We start from the raw sequence: 15437 nt of genomic DNA on the forward strand, positions 1-15437 counted from the left end.
GCAGCCAGCGCCGCGAGCCGGAGCCATGCACCCGAGCACATCGTGCAAGCGCGCCGCGAAGACACCGAAATGTGGCGCCCGCAGCACGCTGTCGCCCCAATTCGATGCGGCGCTGCGAACATCACTTCAAGCAGAGGCCATGCCGGCCGATATACGTACCACCCATGCTGTGCATCGTCGTCACGGCGCCGCAGCCACGCCCCAAGGCCTTCACCGCCTTATCGCCCAAGAAACCTATGCTGCTGTCCTACCACATGTTGTTGTTCAGGATGTCCAGGCTGACAAGCCGGGGCCGGATGACCGCCGTCGACGAGATCGCCCTCGCCGGGCAGTTGGCGGAGATGATGCATCGGCCGCATGTCACGCAGCGGGTGGTGGACGAGCTGATGGGCCATGAGCACCCCCAGGTGCGCCGCATCGCCATGAACGCGGTGCGGCGTGCGCGCTGCTTCGATTGCCCTGGCCTGCCGGCGGCGCTGCTGCGCCGGCTGGTCGACCAGGAGCCTTGGCTGCGCCACGATGCGGCCTGGGTGATTGCTGAGAGCGGGTTCGACGGCGCCGAGCTGCGCGCGGCGCTGCGCCGGCTGGCCGGCGGCCTCCAGCTGCCGCGGGATGCAGAGCGCGCACGCTCCTTCCCCAACGACGCCCCCTTGCAGGCCCAGGTGCGCGCCCGCCAGGCCCTGGACGCGCTACTGAAGAAGAGCGCGGCCGAGGCCAACAGCAGGCTGGGGCTCTCCCCCACGGCCGGATATGCCAGCGGCACGGTGGGCCATATCAATATGGTGCGGCGGGAGCAGCATCGCCGCATGGCGGCGCGCAGGCTGGACAGCAGCGTACGGCTGACCTACCGGCCGCTGCCGCCCCCCGAGGGCGTGCTGAAGATCACCAAGGCGGCCAAGCGCGCCGCGGGCAAGTAGCCGCCCGGCGGCGACCGGGGCGGTGAACGGGTTCGCGACCGGGTTGACGACCTACTGACGAGCGCGTTCAGCCAGCACGCGCATCGCGTCGGCCGGCAGCGGCCCGTGGCAGGTGCGCGAGCCGTTTGGCTGGCCCAGCACCAGCCAGACGCGAGACGAATCGCCGGCGGGGTGCAGCAGCCAGGCGGGCCCGCCCCCGGCCGCAGGCAGGTCCTCGAGCACGCCGCTGCCGGTCGACTGCAGCATCACCGCGCAATCGTTCGCCGACACACGCGTCGCCGCCAGGAAGTCGCGGTTGGCCAGCACCTCAGGCAGGGCCGTGTCGGAGGCGCGCAGGAAGGCGTCGACATCGAACTGCCGCGCGCCCTGCGTTGCGCAGGCGGCCAGTCCGAGCAGCGCAACGGCCGCTGCGGTGCGCGCCAGCCGGCGCATGGCATTCGCTAGCATGGGTGGCCTCATTGCTTCATCACATCGGCACCCTTGGGCACCGTGAAGTGGAAGGTGTCGGCCGGCAGCACCGGGTTCTTCTGCATCGCGGAGAAGCTCAGCAGCGTGGTGTTGCCGAAGGCGTCGCGCAGCTCCATCGCTTCGAGATTGCCGCCCTTGAAGCCGATGCCGATGCGCTCGAACTGCGTGTCCTTGGCCTTGGGCGTCAGCTCGAGCCACTCCACGCCATCGCGCGTGGGCCCGTTCTTGACCACGAAGTTCTTCTCCAGGTCATTGCTGCCGAACAGGATGGCGGCCGGGCTGGAGCCGAGCGCGGCGTCGAGCTTGCGCTCGGTGACCTGGTTCAGGTCCTTGTCATAGATGAAGAGCGTCTGGCCATCGGCCTGCAGCAACTGCTCGTAGGGCTTCTCATAGCGCCAGGTGAACTTGCCGGGGCGGGAAAAGGCAAAGCTGCCGCTGGAATTGCCGGTCACCTTCAGGGTGTCCCCCTGCCCCTTGACCTGCCGCTGCGTGAACGCGCCGCGGGCGGTCTTGACGGTGGAGACAAAGGTTTGCAGCTGGTCGGTGGCGGCGGCATGTGCCGCCGGCAGCGCCGGCGCCAGCAGGGCCAGCACGGCGAAGGTCCGCGCCAGATGGCGGCGGGCCTGCGCAAAACGCCTAGTTTGCATGAGGTCGCTTCCTTGCGTTCTTCGGTTTCCCGCCGCTGCCGGGAGGGCGCGTGCGGCGGGCCATGGCAGGGCGCGGCCGCGCCGCGCCTGTGTGCTTAGAGCCGTGGCCGGAACCAGGATTCCGGCCGAGTCGTAAGCCGATGTTACGCGGGCGGCGCTCACTCCTCTTCGCGCCCGGCGCCGCCACCCTGAGCCAGGATGTCGCGGTTGCCGTTGCCCGACATGGCCGAGACCAGGCCGGCCTTCTCCATGTCTTCGAGCAAGCGCGCGGCGCGGTTGTAGCCGATGCGCAGGTGACGCTGCACCAGCGAGATGGAGGCACGGCGGTTCTTCAGCACCACCTCGACCGCCTGGTCGTACAGCGGGTCGGCCTCGCCGCCACCACCGCCGACAATGCCCGCGCCGCCGCCGAGACCGTCGCCGCCGCCATCCTCGGCCAGGCCGCCTTCGAGGATGCCCTCGATATAGTTGGGCTCGCCGGCTTCCTTGAGCTTCTCCACCACGCGGTGCACCTCGTCATCCGAGACGAAGGCCCCGTGCACGCGCACCGGCATGCCGGTGCCCGGCGCCAGGTAGAGCATGTCGCCCATGCCCAGCAGCGCCTCGGCGCCCTGCTGATCCAGGATGGTGCGCGAGTCGATCTTGCTGCTGACCTGGAAAGAGATGCGGGTGGGCACGTTGGCCTTGATCAGGCCGGTGATGACGTCCACCGAGGGGCGCTGCGTGGCCAGCACTAGGTGCAGGCCGGCGGCACGCGCCTTCTGCGCGATGCGGGCGATCAGTTCCTCGACCTTCTTGCCGACCACCATCATCAGGTCGGCCAACTCGTCGATGACGATGACAATGACCGGCAGCTTCTCAAGCGGCTCGGGCGCATCCGGCGTCAGGCTGAACGGATTGGGGAGCTTCTCCTCGCGCGCCGCCGCCTCGTCGATCTTCTTGTTGTAGCCGGCCAGGTTGCGCACGCCCAGCTTGCTCATCAGCTTGTAGCGCCGCTCCATCTCGCCCACCGCCCAGTTCAGCGCGTTGCCGGCCTGGCGCATGTCGGTGACCACCGGGCACAGCAGATGGGGAATGCCCTCGTAGACGCTCATTTCGAGCATCTTGGGGTCAATCAGGATCAGCCGCACGGCATCGGCCTTGGCCTTGTACAGCAGCGACAGGATCATCGCGTTGATGCCGACCGACTTGCCCGAGCCGGTGGTGCCGGCCACCATGCAGTGGGGCATGCGCGCCAGGTCGGCCACCATCGGCTTGCCGGCGATGTCCTTGCCCAGCGCCATGGTGAGCTGCGAGGTGCTTTCGTTGTAGACCTGCGAGCCCAGGATCTCGGACAGCCGTACCGCCTGACGCTTCGGGTTGGGCAGTTCCAGGCCCATGTAGTTCTTGCCGGGGATGGTCTCGACCACGCGGATCGAGACCAGCGACAGCGAGCGCGCCAGGTCCTTGGCCAGGTTGACCACCTGGCTGCCCTTGACGCCGGTGGCCGGCTCGATCTCGTAGCGGGTGATGACCGGGCCCGGATAGGCCGCCACCACCTTGACCTCGACGCCGAAGTCCTTGAGCTTCTTCTCGATCAGGCGCGAGGTGTATTCCAGCGTCTCGGCGCTGACGGTTTCCTGGAGCGGCGGGATCGGGTCGAGCAGCGACAGCGGCGGCAGGTCGGAATCCTGGATGTCGGCGAAGAGCGGCTGCTGCTTCTCGCGCTCGACGCGCTCGGACTTGGGCACGGCCTGCGGGCGCACGATCTGCACCGGCGGCGCCTCTTCGATTTTCACGCGCTGCACCTCGACCGTCTCGGTGCGCTCGACCTTGGCGGCGGCGCCGATGATGCGGTCCTGCTTGCTTTCGCGGCGCGCCTTGAAGCCGAGGAAGAGGCCCTCGACGAAGCCGCCGATGTGCTCGGCCACCGACAGCCAGGAAAAGTGGAAGAACAGCGACAGGCCGATGGCAAACAGCATCAGCAACAGCAGGGTGGCGCCGGTGAACCCCAGCGCCATCTGCATCCAGCCGCCCAGCAGGTCGCCCAGCACGCCGCCCGGCGCGCGCGGCAGCGCGGCGCGCAGCGGATACATGCGGATCGCCTCCAGGCCCATGCTGGACAACAGCGTCAGGGCGAAGCCGATCCAGCTCACCACCATGCCCTGGCGCCCTTCTGCCTGGCGCTGGGGCAGCTCGTCGGTGAGCGTGCGCCAGCCGCGCCAGCAGCGCCGCACCAGCAGCACCGCCCACCAGTAGGCGGAAAAGCCGAAGATGAAGAACAGCACGTCGGCCAGCCATGCGCCGACGCGTCCGCCCAGATTGTGGATGTCCGCGACCTGGTTGGCGTGCGACCAGCCCGGGTCGGACTTGCTGTAGCTGGCCAGCATGCAGACGAAGGCCAGCGTGACGGCAAGCAGCAGGAACCAGCGCACCTCGCCAAGCAGCTTGCCGATGCGGGAAGGCAGCGCGGACGGGTCGGTGCGGGTCGTAGTGGTGGCTCGTGCCATGCGTGATTCGGGTGGTCTTGCAAATTGACGGATGGCGGCCATTTTAACCTTGGCGCGCACTATCGTTCCCATTGGAAATTGCAACAGTGGGCAAACGCGCCTCCACTTATAATGTCGGTTTTGACCGATACCGGTGCGCCCGCAGGCGCACCGGACACTGGATTGCATCATGGCCAAACACGCAAAAGTGCTCATTCTCGGGTCCGGTCCCGCCGGTTACACCGCCGCCGTCTACGCGGCTCGCGCCAACCTGGAGCCGGTGCTGATCACCGGCCTGGCCCAGGGCGGCCAGCTGATGACGACCACCGATGTGGAAAACTGGCCGGCGGATGCCAAGGGCGTGCAGGGTCCCGAACTGATGCAGCGCTTCCTGGAGCACGCTGAGCGCTTCAACACCGAGATCATCTTCGATCATATCCATACGGCCAAGCTGACCGAGCGTCCGATCCGCCTCGTCGGCGATGCCGGCGAGTACACCTGCGATTCACTGATCATCGCCACCGGCGCCTCGGCCCAGTATCTCGGCCTGCCCTCGGAAGAGAATTTCATGGGCCGCGGTGTTTCGGCCTGCGCCACCTGCGACGGCTTCTTCTACAAGAACCAGGAAGTCGCGGTGGTCGGCGGCGGCAACACCGCTGTCGAGGAAGCCCTCTACCTGTCGCATATCGCCAGCAAGGTGACGGTGATCCACCGCCGCGACAAGTTCCGCGCCGAGCCGATCCTGGTCGACCGCCTGCTGGCGCGCGAGAAGGAAGGCCGCATCGAGATCCGCTGGAACTCGGTGCTCGACGAAGTGGTGGGCGACGACTCGGGCGTGACCGGCCTCAAGCTGCGCAATGTGCAGACCGACACGGTCGAGGAGCTGAAGCTGTCCGGCGTGTTCATCGCTATCGGCCACAAGCCCAATACCGACCTGTTCGAAGGCCAGCTGGAGATGCACAACGGCTACATCGTCACCAAGACGGGCCTGCAGGGCGACGCCACCGCCACCAGCATCCCCGGCGTGTTCGCTGCCGGCGACGTGCAGGACCACATCTACCGTCAGGCCATCACCAGCGCCGGCACGGGCTGCATGGCCGCGCTGGATGCGCAGCGCTACGTGGAAGCGCTGAAGTAAGGCGAAGGCCGGCGCGCCGCAGGCGCCTGCCGAGGCATGCAAGGGGCGCTCCGGCGCCCTTTCTTCTTGCGCGCTGGCGCCGCACGATACGCCAACACCGCCGGCCAAGCATAATGTCTTGGCTCCCTCTCCCCTCAGGGGGAGAGGGTTGGGGAGAGGGGTGGTCTAGCAAGGCGCCACTTACAAACGAAGCCGTCGGTGTGATCCAGCACGCCAGCGCCAGGACGAAGCCACCGGTGTTGTCCAGCACGTCGCCGTTCGCCAGCCCCCGCCGCCACCCCCGGCCCCACCGAATTTATAATGACGCCTGCCCCACGGAGACTGCCATGAAGCACGGCGCCAAACCCGATTCCCCTTCTTCCGCCCGCCTCGGCCTGGCCGACCTGGGCAATCTGCGCAAGCGGCTCAAGGCCGACACCGAGCGCCGCGAGGCCGAGCGCCTGGCGGCCGAACAGGCGGCGCAGCGCGCACGCGACGAGGCCAATGTCTTCCGCAGTTCGGTGGGCCAGGTCAGCGCGCTGCGCGACCGCAACAGAGTCGAGCCGGCGGCCGGCAAGCCGGCGCCGGTCCCCGTGCAGACGCTGCGCAACGACCAGGAAACGCTGGCCGCCTCGCTGTCGGACGAATTCGACGTCGAGAACCTGCTCGACACCGACGAGTCCCTGTCCTTCCGCCGTCCCGGCATCGGCATGGATGTGGTCAAGAAATTGCGCCGCGGCGAATGGGTGCCGCAGGACAAGCTCGACCTGCATGGCCTGCGCAGCGAAGAGGCGCGCGAGGCGCTGTCCGAGTTTCTGCGCCGTTCGGTGCGGCGCGGTGTGCGCTGCGTGCGCGTGATCCACGGCAAGGGCATCGGCTCGCCCGACAAGCTGCCGGTGCTCAAGGGCAAGGTGCGCAGCTGGCTGGTGCAGAAGGACGAGGTGATCGCCTTCGTGCAGGCACGCGGCGCCGAGGGCGGCGAGGGCGCCCTGATGGTGCTGCTGCGCCAGCCCCGCGCCTGATCGGCGCCTGATCGGCGCCCTGCCCGGCCCGCCTCCACCGCAACCCGCCCGCATCCACCCTTGTCGCCCTTTCTGGTCCCCCACTTCGACGCGCTGTTCGGCCGCCTGCCGCTGATCCTCCACGTGATGGAGGTGATCGGCGTGCTGTCGTTCGCGGTGGCGGGTGTCGTAGATGCGCGCAAGCAGCGCTTCGATGCGGTCGGCACCTTCGTGGTGGCCTTCGCCACCGCCTTCGGCGGCGGTACGGTGCGCGACGTGCTGTTGGACCGGCGGCCCTTCTACTGGGTCGACCACCAGGGCTACGTGATCCTGATCTTCGTGATGTCGATCGGCGCGTCCTTCGTGTTCCGCGTGGTGAGCCGCGTGGCCTCGGACCGCACCATGCTGATCGCTGACGCGATCGGGCTGGGACTGTTCGCCGTGACGGGCACCTCGCTCGCGCTGGTGGCGCAGATGCCCGCCTTCGTGGCGGTGATGATGGGGATCATCTCCTCGGTGTTCGGCGGCGTGGTGCGCGACGTGCTGTGCAACGAGATGCCGATGATCCTGCGCGACCGCGTTCCCTACGCCACCTGCGCCTTCGCCGGCTGCTGGGTCTACCTGGGACTGACCTGGCTGGATACCCAGCAGGAGGTGGCGCTGCTCTCCGGCGCGCTGACCGCCACCATCATGCGCCTGCTCTCTGTCTGGCTCGGCTGGAAGCTGCCGGGCTGAGCCCGGCGCCAGCGCGCCGCCAGCGGTATCAGACCGCTGCTTCGTCCTGTTCGCCGGTGCGGATGCGGATCACGCGCTCCACCTCGGTGACGAAGATCTTGCCGTCGCCGATCTTGCCGGTATGCGCGGCCTTGACCACCGCGTCGAGTACCGTTTCGAGCTGGCTCTCGGCCACCACCACCTCGATCTTGATCTTGGGCAGGAAGTCGACCACGTACTCCGCACCGCGGTACAGCTCGGTGTGCCCCTTCTGGCGGCCGAAGCCCTTCACCTCGGTCACCGTCAAGCCGGTCACGCCCACGTCGGCCAGTGCTTCGCGCACTTCGTCGAGCTTGAACGGTTTGATGATGGCGGTAATCTGCTTCATGTTGGCCCCTATGATTTAGTCATTAGTGAATACCAGATTCTAGCCGGAAACCCCGCCACCTCTCTCGAGGCGGCGGGCAGTTCCACGCTGCAGTGCAACGAAGCGGCGCCGCTCAGGCGGGAATGCGCGCCAGGTCTCGCATCCACACCGCCGATTCGGCGTCGCTCGGCGCGCGCCAGTCGCCGCGCGGCGACAGCGAGCCGCCCGAGCCGACCTTGGGCGCATTGGGAATGCAGGAACGCTTGAACTGGCTGGTGCGGAAGAAGCGGTCGACGAAGATGCCGAGCACGCGCTTGATCTCCGCCAGCGTGTACTGGTTGCGCGCCACGTGCGTCCCTTCGGGCCAGCCGCCGAGTTCCCGGTCGCCCCACGCCGCCAGCGCCAGGAACGCCACCTTGGACGGCGCGAAGCCGAAGCGCAGCGTGTAGTAGAGATTGAAGTCCTGCAGCTCGTACGGCCCGATGATGGCCTCGGTCTTCTGCTCCGGCCCCGTGCTCGAATTGCCCGGCACCAGCTCGGGGCTGATATCGGTATCCAGGACGTCGAGCAGCACGCCGGCGCCGTCGCCCGCCACCTGGCCGGTTTCGGCGACCCAGCGCACCAAGTGGCTGATCAGCGTCTTCGGCACGCTGGCGTTGACGTTGTAGTGCGACATGTGGTCGCCCACGCCGTAGGTGCACCAGCCCAGCGCGAGTTCGCTCAGGTCACCGGTGCCGATCACGATGGCATGGTTGAAGTTGGCCAGCCGGAACAGGTGGTTGGTCCGCTCGCCGGCCTGCACGTTCTCGAAGGTCACGTCGTAGACCGCCTGCCCGTCGGCAAACGGGTGGCCCAGGTCCTTCAGCATCGCCAGACAGCTCGGGCGGATGTCGATCTCGCTCGCACTGCAGCCGACCACTTCCATCAGCCGGCGCGCCTGTCGCAGCGTGCGCTCGCTGGTGGCGAAGCCCGGCATGGTGTAGGCCAGGATATTGGTGCGCGGCAGGCCGAGGCGGTCCATCGCCTTGGCGCACACCAGCAGCGCGTGGGTCGAGTCCAGCCCGCCGGACACGCCGATCACCACCTTGGCGATGCCGCTGGACGAAAGCCGCTGCACCAGCGCCTGCACCTGGATGTTGTAAACCTCGTTGCAGCGCGCGTCGCGCCGGCGCGAATCGGCCGGCACGTAGGGGAAGCGCTCCACCTTGCGTGCCAGCGGCAGCTTGCCTTCGGTAGGCACCCCGACACGCAGTCGCACCACCTCGAAGCGCGCCACCTCCTCGCGGTGGCGCCGCACCGACTGCCCGAAGGTGGTCTGGTGCATGCGCTCGCGCGACAGCCGCTCCAGGTCGACATCGGCCACCAGCAGGTGCGAGGTGTCGGCGAAGCGCTCGGACTCGGCCAGCATCTCGCCGTTCTCATAGATCAGCGCCTGCCCGTCCCAGGCCAGGTCGGTCGAGGACTCGCCCTTGCCGGCAGAGGTGTACAGGTAGGCGGAAAGGCAGCGCGCCGATTGCTGCGACACCAGTTGATGGCGGTACCCCGACTTGCCCACCACGATATTCGAAGCCGACAGGTTCACCAGCACCGTGGCACCGGCCAGCGCGGCGAACGACGATGGCGGCACCGGCACCCAGACGTCTTCGCAGATCTCCACGTGGAAGCGGAAGAAGGGGATGTTCTCGATCTCGAACAGCAGCGCGGCGCCGAACGGCACCTCCTGCCCCGCGAGGGTCACGGAGCCGACGGCGGCGCAGTCGGCGGCGCTGAACTGGCGTGCCTCATAGAACTCCCAGTAGTTCGGCAGATAGCTCTTGGGCACCACACCGTGGATGCGGCCACCCGCCACCACCACCGCGCAGTTGAAGAGCTGGTGCTCCACGCGCAGCGGCATGCCCACCACCAGTGCCGGGGCGATCGTGGCGGAGGCCGCGACGATCTCGGCCAGCGCGCTTTCGCAGGCGTCCAGCAGCGCGCGCTGGTGGAACAGGTCATCGCAGGTATAGGCGGGCAGGCCCAGTTCGGGGAAGGCCACCAAGGCGGCGCCCTGCTGTGCCGCCTGCCTGGCCAGCAGGATGGTCTGCTGCGCGTTGTAGGCCGGGTCCGCCACCCGGCATTCCGGCACGCCCACCGCCACGCGCGCGAAGCCGTGGGAATACAGGTTGAAGAAAGAGTCGCTCATGTGATGCCTTCGATGCCTTTCAATGCCGTGGATGCCGTCGCTCAGGTGCCGGCTCCGCTGCATGCCATTCTACGACGCGCCCGGCACCTGCGCTGCAACACGAGGCCCTTTCCGGTAGACTCGGCCGGTAACTGGTCCCCGCGGCGGGCTCGGGGGCCGATATTGGAGTGGATCGAAGCACGATGCGGTCGGAATCTTGCAAGCCCGTGCAGCGGACGAAGCGCGGCACGGATGACAGCGCGGGCCACAGCCCGGCCCATGGCCTGGGCGACAGCTACCGGGCCGAGATCGTCTCCGACCTGGCCGGGATCGACCCGGCCGCCTGGGATGCGCTGGCCGGCGCCCAGCCCGGCCCCACCCCCTTCCTGCGCCACGCCTTCCTGCATGCACTGCACACCAGTGGCTGCGCGAGCGAGGACAGCGGCTGGTCACCGCGCTACCTGATGCTGTGGGCAAACGGCGGGGATGGCGGCGGCAGCGCACGCCTGGCCGCGGCCATGCCGCTGTACGCCAAGTCGCACTCCTACGGCGAATACGTCTTCGACTGGGCCTGGGCGGATGCCTACCGCCAGCACGGCCTGCCCTACTATCCCAAGTGGCTGTCAGCGATCCCGTTCACGCCGGTGCAAGGCGCCCGCCTGCTGGCCGAGGACGAAGCCGCGCGCCGCGCGCTGCTGCGCTTCGCGCTGACGCTGGCCGAAGAGAGCGGACTGTCGTCGCTGCACGTGCTGTTCCCCGGCGAGCACGAGGCCACGCTGATGGCGGATGCCGGCATGATGCTGCGGCACGGCGTGCAATTCCACTGGACCAACCCCGGCTACGGCAGCTTCGACGCCTTCCTCGACACGCTCTCGCAGAAGAAGCGCAAGAATATCCGTGCCGAGCGGCGGCGCGTGGCGGAGGCCGGCATCGCCTTCCGCCACCTGCGCGGCGCCGCCATCGGCGACGAGGACTGGCGCTTCTTCCACCGCTGCTACCGCCAGACCTACCGCGAGCATCATTCCTCGCCCTATCTGAGCCTGGACTTCTTCCGCCGCATCGGCGCCGCCATGCCGGAGAACCTGCTGCTGGTGGTGGCCGAGCGCGAGGGCCGCGCGATCGCCAGCGCGCTGCTGGTCTACGATGACTCTCCCGCCGTCAGCACGCTGTACGGGCGCTACTGGGGCGCGCTGGAGCACCATCCCTGCCTGCATTTCGAGACGGCCTACTACCAGCCGCTGGAATTCTGCATCGCCCACGGCATCCGCACCTTCGAGGGCGGCGCCCAGGGCGAGCACAAGATGGCGCGCGGCTTCCTGCCGGTGGCAACGCAATCCGCGCACTGGCTGGCGCATCCCGCCTTTGCCGATGCCGTGGAGCGCTTCCTGGCGCAGGAGCGCCAGGGCATCGACGCCTACCTGGACGAACTCAACGACCGCAATCCGTTCGCGCGCGCCTGACGTTCGGCTGAGGTTCGGCTGACGTCGGGCGGCAATGGACGCCGTCGCTCAGCGCCACATGCGGCGCAGGGTGTTGTCGCCCAGCATGTAGTGGTGGAACAGCGCCGCCACCGCATGCAGGCCGATCACGGCGTAGAAGGCGGTGCCCAGCGTTTCGTGCACTTCCTTGAGCTGCGCCTTGAGCCCGTCGTCGGGCGCCACCAGGGCCAGTTCCAGCCCGGTGCCGGGCACCGTCAGCGGGTGGCCCGCCGCGGCCAGCAGCAGCAGGCCCAGCAAGGGCTGCGCGAAGATGAACAGGTACAGCGCCAGGTGCATCGCGCCGGCCAGCCGCTGCATCCAGCGCGGACCGGGTTCCGGCGACGGCGCGCCGCCCACCAAGCGCCACAGCAGGCGCGGCACCGCCAGTGCCAGGACCAGCACGCCGGCCCATTCGTGCACGCTCATGCTCAGGCTGCGCGCCGCGCTGCCGCGCGCCGTGAAGCCTTTGATCTCGATGGCCGCGTAGGCGGCCGCCACCAGCAAAAAGATCGCCCAGTGGAAGAAGATGGCCGGACCGCTGTAGCGCGGCTGGGCAAGCGAGTTCGTGGTCATTGCGCCAGATCCTCGATGGATGGTAGGTAGGGAGTGCCGATAGCTTAACGTCTGCGGCGGCGCCACGTCTTGGCCGGTATCAAGGGCACGCCCACAAAAAACCCCGCCTCAGGGGCGGGGTCGTTCAGCGCACACGCGGCCAGGACGTCGCCGACGTCCCGCCAAGCAGTGCAAAAGTCACTTCACGTAGTTGGCCACGCCGTCGGTGATTTCCTTGTGGGCCTCTTCAATGCCAGCCCAACCTTCCACCTTGACCCACTTGCCGGCTTCGAGTGCCTTGTAGTTCTCGAAGAAGTGCTTGATCTGGTCGAGCAGGTTCTGCGGCACGTCGGACAGGCCCTTCATGAAGGCGGTGGCGGGCGACAGCTTGTCCACCGGCACGGCGATCAGCTTGGCATCAACGCCCGACTCGTCGGTCATCTTCAGCATGCCGAGTGCGCGGCAGCGCACCACTGCGCCGGCCAGGATCGGGAAGGGGGTGATCACCAGCACGTCGACCGGGTCACCGTCGCCCGACAGGGTCTGGGGAATGAAGCCGTAGTTGGCCGGGTAGCGCATGCCGGTGCCAATGAAGCGGTCGACGAAGAGCAGACCGGTTTCCTTGTCGGCCTCATACTTCACCGGATCGCTCTGCGCCGAGATCTCGATGATGACGTTGAAATCGTTCGGGATATCCTTGCCCGGCGAGACGAGATTGAAGCTCATGCGTGTTCTCCAGAAATGCCTGTGTTTGAGGATGGGCGGCATTATAGCGGGTCACGCTGACCGCAATCTGACAGACGCGCGACGGCGCAGGTGCATTGCACGCCCCGCCGGCTAGGTGATAATGCGGGATCGCGCCTCACCGAGGCCTCTCCCGTCCGCCCGCCGAGCCGGAGCCAATCCATGCATGCCCAGCACTACATCGCCAACCGCCTGATCGCAGCCGATTCCGGCCTGCGCATCAAAGTCTTCGACCCCTCCAGCGGCGAACCCTTCGCCGAGATCGCCCGCGGCAACGCCACCGACATCAATGTGGCCGTGCACGCGGCCCGCCAGGCCGCCGACGGCGACTGGGGCGCGATGGCGCCGGCCGAGCGGGTGCGCCTGCTCAACCGTGTGGCGCTGGCCCTCGTCGCGCACGAGGACGAACTGACCGCGCTGGAAGCGCGCGACACCGGCAAGCCGCTGCGCCAGGCGCGCGCCGACGCCCGCGCGGTGGCCCGCTACTTCGAATTCTATGCCGGCGCGGTGGACAAGCTGCACGGCCAGACCATTCCCTACCAGGCGGGCTACACCGTGCTGACGCTGCGCGAGCCGCACGGCGTGACCGGCCACATCATCCCGTGGAACTACCCGCTGCAGATCTTCGGCCGCAGCGTAGGCGCGGCGCTGGCCGCCGGCAACGCCTGCGTGGTCAAGCCGGCCGAGGATGCCTGCCTGTCGCTGCTGCGCGTGGCCGAGATCGCCGCCGAGGCCGGCCTGCCCGAGGGGGCGCTGAACATCGTCACCGGCTACGGCCACGAGGCCGGCGCGGCGCTGGCGCGCCACCCGGGCATCAACCACATCTCCTTCACCGGCTCGCCGCAGACCGGCAAGCTGGTGGCGCAGATGGCCGCCGAGAACCATGTGCCCGTCACACTGGAACTGGGCGGCAAGTCGCCGCAGATCGTCTTTGCCGACGCCGACATCGATGCACTGGTGCCGGTGGTGGTCAACGGCATCGTGCAGAACGCGGGCCAGACCTGTTCGGCCGGCAGCCGCGTGCTGATCGAGCGCCCGCTCTACGACGCCCTGCTCGACCGCCTGGCCTCGGTGTTCGAGTCACTGCGCGTGGGTCCCTCGCAGCTTGACCTCGAATGCGGTCCGCTGATCAACCGCAAGCAGCAGCAGCGCGTCTGGGATTTCGTCTCCGACGCCCAGCACGACGGCATCGCCGTGATGGCGCAGGGCCAGATCGTGCCCGAGGCGCCTGAGTCCGGCTTCTACCAGGTGCCCATGCTGTTCCGCGACGTGCCGCCGCGCCACCGCCTAGCCCAGCAGGAAGTGTTCGGGCCGCTGCTGGCGGCCATGCCCTTCGACAATGAAGCCGAGGCGCTGGCCCTGGCCAATGGCACGCCCTACGGCCTGGTCGCCGGCCTGTGGACGCGCGACGGCGGCCGGCAGCTGCGGCTGGCGCGCAAGCTGCGCGCCGGGCAGGTCTTCATCAATAACTACGGCGCGGGCGGCGGCGTGGAGCTGCCCTTCGGCGGCACCGGCCAGTCCGGCTATGGCCGCGAAAAGGGTTTCGAAGCACTGTATGGCTTCACCACGCTGAAGACCGTCGCCATCCAGCACGGCTGACGCTCGACCGACCTACGCACTACACCGCACTACACCGTAATACACAGCTTCACATGGGCAATATCAACTTCCTCTCGGTCGCCTTCGCCATCTTCTTTTTCTGGATGGCCTGGCACGTCAAGAACAAGCGCGCCACCAATCCGTCGGGCATGCCGCGCCTGCAGGTCTTCAAGCGCAAGTGGGGCGACACGATGGGCGACCGCGTGCACTGGTGCCTGTACGTGGCCCTGCCCTTCCTGCTCGCGTTGATGATGGTGGCCAACGCGCTGCGCGGCCGGGGGCCGTTCTCGCACTGAGGCATGGCTTGCGCCGGGCCGATGCCGCGGTCGGCACACGGAAGCCGTCCTTGTAGCAGGTCACTGCAGTACGTCGTTGTAGAGAGAGATTCACGGATCATCCGGAAGCTGCACACAACAATAGGAGACATGCGATGAGACTGGCCAACAAGGTAGCCGTGGTGACGGGCGGCGGTTCGGGCTTCGGCGAGGGCATCGCCCACGCCTTCGCGCGCGAAGGCGCGAAGGTGCTGGTGGCGGACCTGCGCGGCGATGCCGCCGAGCGCGTGGCGGCCGCCATCGCCGAGGCGGGCGGCCAGGCCCGCCCGCTGCGCGCGGACGTCTCGCGCGAGCAGGACGTGGAAGCCATGCGCGACGCCGCGCTGGCGGCCTTCGGCGACGTGCACATCGTCGTCAACAACGCCGGCACCACCCACCGCAACAAACCCATCCTGCAGATTACCGAGGACGAGTTCGACCGCGTCTACGCGGTCAACGTCAAAAGCATCTTCTGGTCGGCGCGCGCCTTCATCCCGCATTTCCGCGCGCACGGCGGCGGCGCCTTCGTCAACATCGCCTCCACCGCCGGCATCCGCCCCCGGCCCGGCCTGGTCTGGTACAACGGCAGCAAGGGCGCCGTGATCACCGCCAGCAAGGCCATGGCCGCCGAGCTCGGCCCGGACAATATCCGCGTGAACTGCGTCAACCCGGTGATCGGCGCCACCGGCCTGCTCGAGGAATTCATGGGCATGCCCGACACGCCGGAGAACCGCGCCAAGTTCCTCGCCACCATCCCGATGGGGCGCATGTCGACCCCGCAGGACGTGGCGAACGCCTGCCTGTACCTCGCCTCGGACGAGGCGGCCTTCATCACCGGCACGTGCATCGAAGTCGACGGGGGACGCTGCGTGTAGCTGCCCCCGGCATTC

At 68.1% G+C, this 15437-nt stretch carries 15 protein-coding genes; 8 read left to right on the top strand and 7 right to left on the bottom strand.

Going from position 1 to position 15437, the window contains the following annotated elements; genetic code table 11:
• Positions 1-296: 296 nt before the first annotated feature.
• Positions 297-917: a hypothetical protein gene (locus tag AC1Z3O_RS13795; RefSeq protein ID WP_483516276.1), complete on the top strand. Its 621-nt coding sequence runs from the start codon at positions 297-299 to the stop codon at positions 915-917.
• Between the two features lie 51 nt (positions 918-968).
• On the opposite strand, the gene AC1Z3O_RS13800 is transcribed toward AC1Z3O_RS13795, so the two are convergent.
• The 3 genes from AC1Z3O_RS13800 to AC1Z3O_RS13810 all read right to left on the bottom strand — a co-directional run bounded on the left by AC1Z3O_RS13800 (position 969) and on the right by AC1Z3O_RS13810 (position 4521).
• Entirely contained in the window at positions 969-1364 is a 396-nt protein-coding gene (locus AC1Z3O_RS13800) for a hypothetical protein (protein WP_483516277.1), read from the bottom strand.
• Positions 1365-1372: 8 nt separating this feature from the next.
• Positions 1373-2032, bottom strand: a complete 660-nt coding sequence (gene lolA, locus AC1Z3O_RS13805) for an outer membrane lipoprotein chaperone LolA (protein WP_483516278.1) — start codon at positions 2030-2032, stop codon at positions 1373-1375.
• A 158-nt stretch (positions 2033-2190) separates the two neighbouring features.
• Entirely contained in the window at positions 2191-4521 is a 2331-nt protein-coding gene (locus AC1Z3O_RS13810) for a DNA translocase FtsK (protein WP_483516279.1), read from the bottom strand.
• A 169-nt stretch (positions 4522-4690) separates the two neighbouring features.
• Here AC1Z3O_RS13810 and trxB point away from each other — a divergent pair, with 169 nt between their 5' ends.
• The 3 genes from trxB to AC1Z3O_RS13825 all read left to right on the top strand — a co-directional run bounded on the left by trxB (position 4691) and on the right by AC1Z3O_RS13825 (position 7353).
• Positions 4691-5638: a thioredoxin-disulfide reductase gene (trxB, locus tag AC1Z3O_RS13815; protein ID WP_483516280.1), complete on the top strand. Its 948-nt coding sequence runs from the start codon at positions 4691-4693 to the stop codon at positions 5636-5638.
• A 326-nt stretch (positions 5639-5964) separates the two neighbouring features.
• A complete protein-coding gene (locus tag AC1Z3O_RS13820; protein ID WP_483516281.1) occupies positions 5965-6639 on the top strand; it encodes a Smr/MutS family protein in 675 nt (224 codons plus the stop codon).
• A gap of 126 nt (positions 6640-6765) precedes the next feature.
• On the top strand, positions 6766-7353 hold the full coding sequence (locus AC1Z3O_RS13825) for a trimeric intracellular cation channel family protein (protein ID WP_483517599.1): 588 nt from the start codon (positions 6766-6768) through the stop codon (positions 7351-7353).
• Positions 7354-7381: 28 nt separating this feature from the next.
• Here AC1Z3O_RS13825 and glnK read toward each other — a convergent pair whose 3' ends face one another.
• Positions 7382-7720, bottom strand: a complete 339-nt coding sequence (glnK, locus tag AC1Z3O_RS13830; protein WP_483516282.1) for a P-II family nitrogen regulator — start codon at positions 7718-7720, stop codon at positions 7382-7384.
• Positions 7721-7832: 112 nt separating this feature from the next.
• A complete protein-coding gene (locus AC1Z3O_RS13835; RefSeq protein ID WP_483516283.1) occupies positions 7833-9881 on the bottom strand; it encodes an NAD(+) synthase in 2049 nt (682 codons plus the stop codon).
• Between the two features lie 182 nt (positions 9882-10063).
• Here AC1Z3O_RS13835 and AC1Z3O_RS13840 point away from each other — a divergent pair, with 182 nt between their 5' ends.
• Complete coding sequence (locus AC1Z3O_RS13840; RefSeq protein WP_483516284.1) at positions 10064-11320, top strand: GNAT family N-acetyltransferase; 1257 nt, start codon at positions 10064-10066, stop codon at positions 11318-11320.
• 48 nt (positions 11321-11368) lie between these two features.
• Here the strand turns inward: AC1Z3O_RS13840 and AC1Z3O_RS13845 are convergent, their stop codons facing one another.
• A complete protein-coding gene (locus AC1Z3O_RS13845) occupies positions 11369-11911 on the bottom strand; it encodes a cytochrome b (RefSeq protein ID WP_483516285.1) in 543 nt (180 codons plus the stop codon).
• A 177-nt stretch (positions 11912-12088) separates the two neighbouring features.
• Positions 12089-12616, bottom strand: coding sequence for an inorganic diphosphatase (ppa, locus tag AC1Z3O_RS13850; protein ID WP_483516286.1), 528 nt, complete (start codon positions 12614-12616; stop codon positions 12089-12091).
• Between the two features lie 180 nt (positions 12617-12796).
• Between ppa and AC1Z3O_RS13855 the strand changes: the two genes are divergently transcribed.
• From AC1Z3O_RS13855 to AC1Z3O_RS13865, 3 genes are all read left to right on the top strand, one after another.
• On the top strand, positions 12797-14233 hold the full coding sequence (locus AC1Z3O_RS13855) for an aldehyde dehydrogenase family protein (protein ID WP_483516287.1): 1437 nt from the start codon (positions 12797-12799) through the stop codon (positions 14231-14233).
• A gap of 53 nt (positions 14234-14286) precedes the next feature.
• A complete protein-coding gene (locus tag AC1Z3O_RS13860; protein ID WP_483516288.1) occupies positions 14287-14529 on the top strand; it encodes a hypothetical protein in 243 nt (80 codons plus the stop codon).
• A gap of 134 nt (positions 14530-14663) precedes the next feature.
• Positions 14664-15422, top strand: coding sequence for an SDR family oxidoreductase (locus tag AC1Z3O_RS13865; protein WP_483516289.1), 759 nt, complete (start codon positions 14664-14666; stop codon positions 15420-15422).
• Positions 15423-15437: the final 15 nt, after the last annotated feature.

This window comes from Cupriavidus sp. 09_S30, assembly GCF_056930435.1.

What these genes read in the sequence shown, in the direction of transcription:
- AC1Z3O_RS13795 (WP_483516276.1), top strand. Translation starts at nt 297, where the DNA reads ATGACCGCCGTCGACGAGATCGCCCTCGCCGGGCAGTTGGCGGAGATG.
- AC1Z3O_RS13800 (WP_483516277.1), bottom strand. Translation starts at nt 1,364, where the DNA reads ATGCTAGCGAATGCCATGCGCCGGCTGGCGCGCACCGCAGCGGCCGTT.
- lolA (WP_483516278.1), bottom strand. Translation starts at nt 2,032, where the DNA reads ATGCAAACTAGGCGTTTTGCGCAGGCCCGCCGCCATCTGGCGCGGACC.
- AC1Z3O_RS13810 (WP_483516279.1), bottom strand. Translation starts at nt 4,521, where the DNA reads ATGGCACGAGCCACCACTACGACCCGCACCGACCCGTCCGCGCTGCCT.
- trxB (WP_483516280.1), top strand. Translation starts at nt 4,691, where the DNA reads ATGGCCAAACACGCAAAAGTGCTCATTCTCGGGTCCGGTCCCGCCGGT.
- AC1Z3O_RS13820 (WP_483516281.1), top strand. Translation starts at nt 5,965, where the DNA reads ATGAAGCACGGCGCCAAACCCGATTCCCCTTCTTCCGCCCGCCTCGGC.
- AC1Z3O_RS13825 (WP_483517599.1), top strand. Translation starts at nt 6,766, where the DNA reads ATGGAGGTGATCGGCGTGCTGTCGTTCGCGGTGGCGGGTGTCGTAGAT.
- glnK (WP_483516282.1), bottom strand. Translation starts at nt 7,720, where the DNA reads ATGAAGCAGATTACCGCCATCATCAAACCGTTCAAGCTCGACGAAGTG.
- AC1Z3O_RS13835 (WP_483516283.1), bottom strand. Translation starts at nt 9,881, where the DNA reads ATGAGCGACTCTTTCTTCAACCTGTATTCCCACGGCTTCGCGCGCGTG.
- AC1Z3O_RS13840 (WP_483516284.1), top strand. Translation starts at nt 10,064, where the DNA reads ATGCGGTCGGAATCTTGCAAGCCCGTGCAGCGGACGAAGCGCGGCACG.
- AC1Z3O_RS13845 (WP_483516285.1), bottom strand. Translation starts at nt 11,911, where the DNA reads ATGACCACGAACTCGCTTGCCCAGCCGCGCTACAGCGGTCCGGCCATC.
- ppa (WP_483516286.1), bottom strand. Translation starts at nt 12,616, where the DNA reads ATGAGCTTCAATCTCGTCTCGCCGGGCAAGGATATCCCGAACGATTTC.
- AC1Z3O_RS13855 (WP_483516287.1), top strand. Translation starts at nt 12,797, where the DNA reads ATGCATGCCCAGCACTACATCGCCAACCGCCTGATCGCAGCCGATTCC.
- AC1Z3O_RS13860 (WP_483516288.1), top strand. Translation starts at nt 14,287, where the DNA reads ATGGGCAATATCAACTTCCTCTCGGTCGCCTTCGCCATCTTCTTTTTC.
- AC1Z3O_RS13865 (WP_483516289.1), top strand. Translation starts at nt 14,664, where the DNA reads ATGAGACTGGCCAACAAGGTAGCCGTGGTGACGGGCGGCGGTTCGGGC.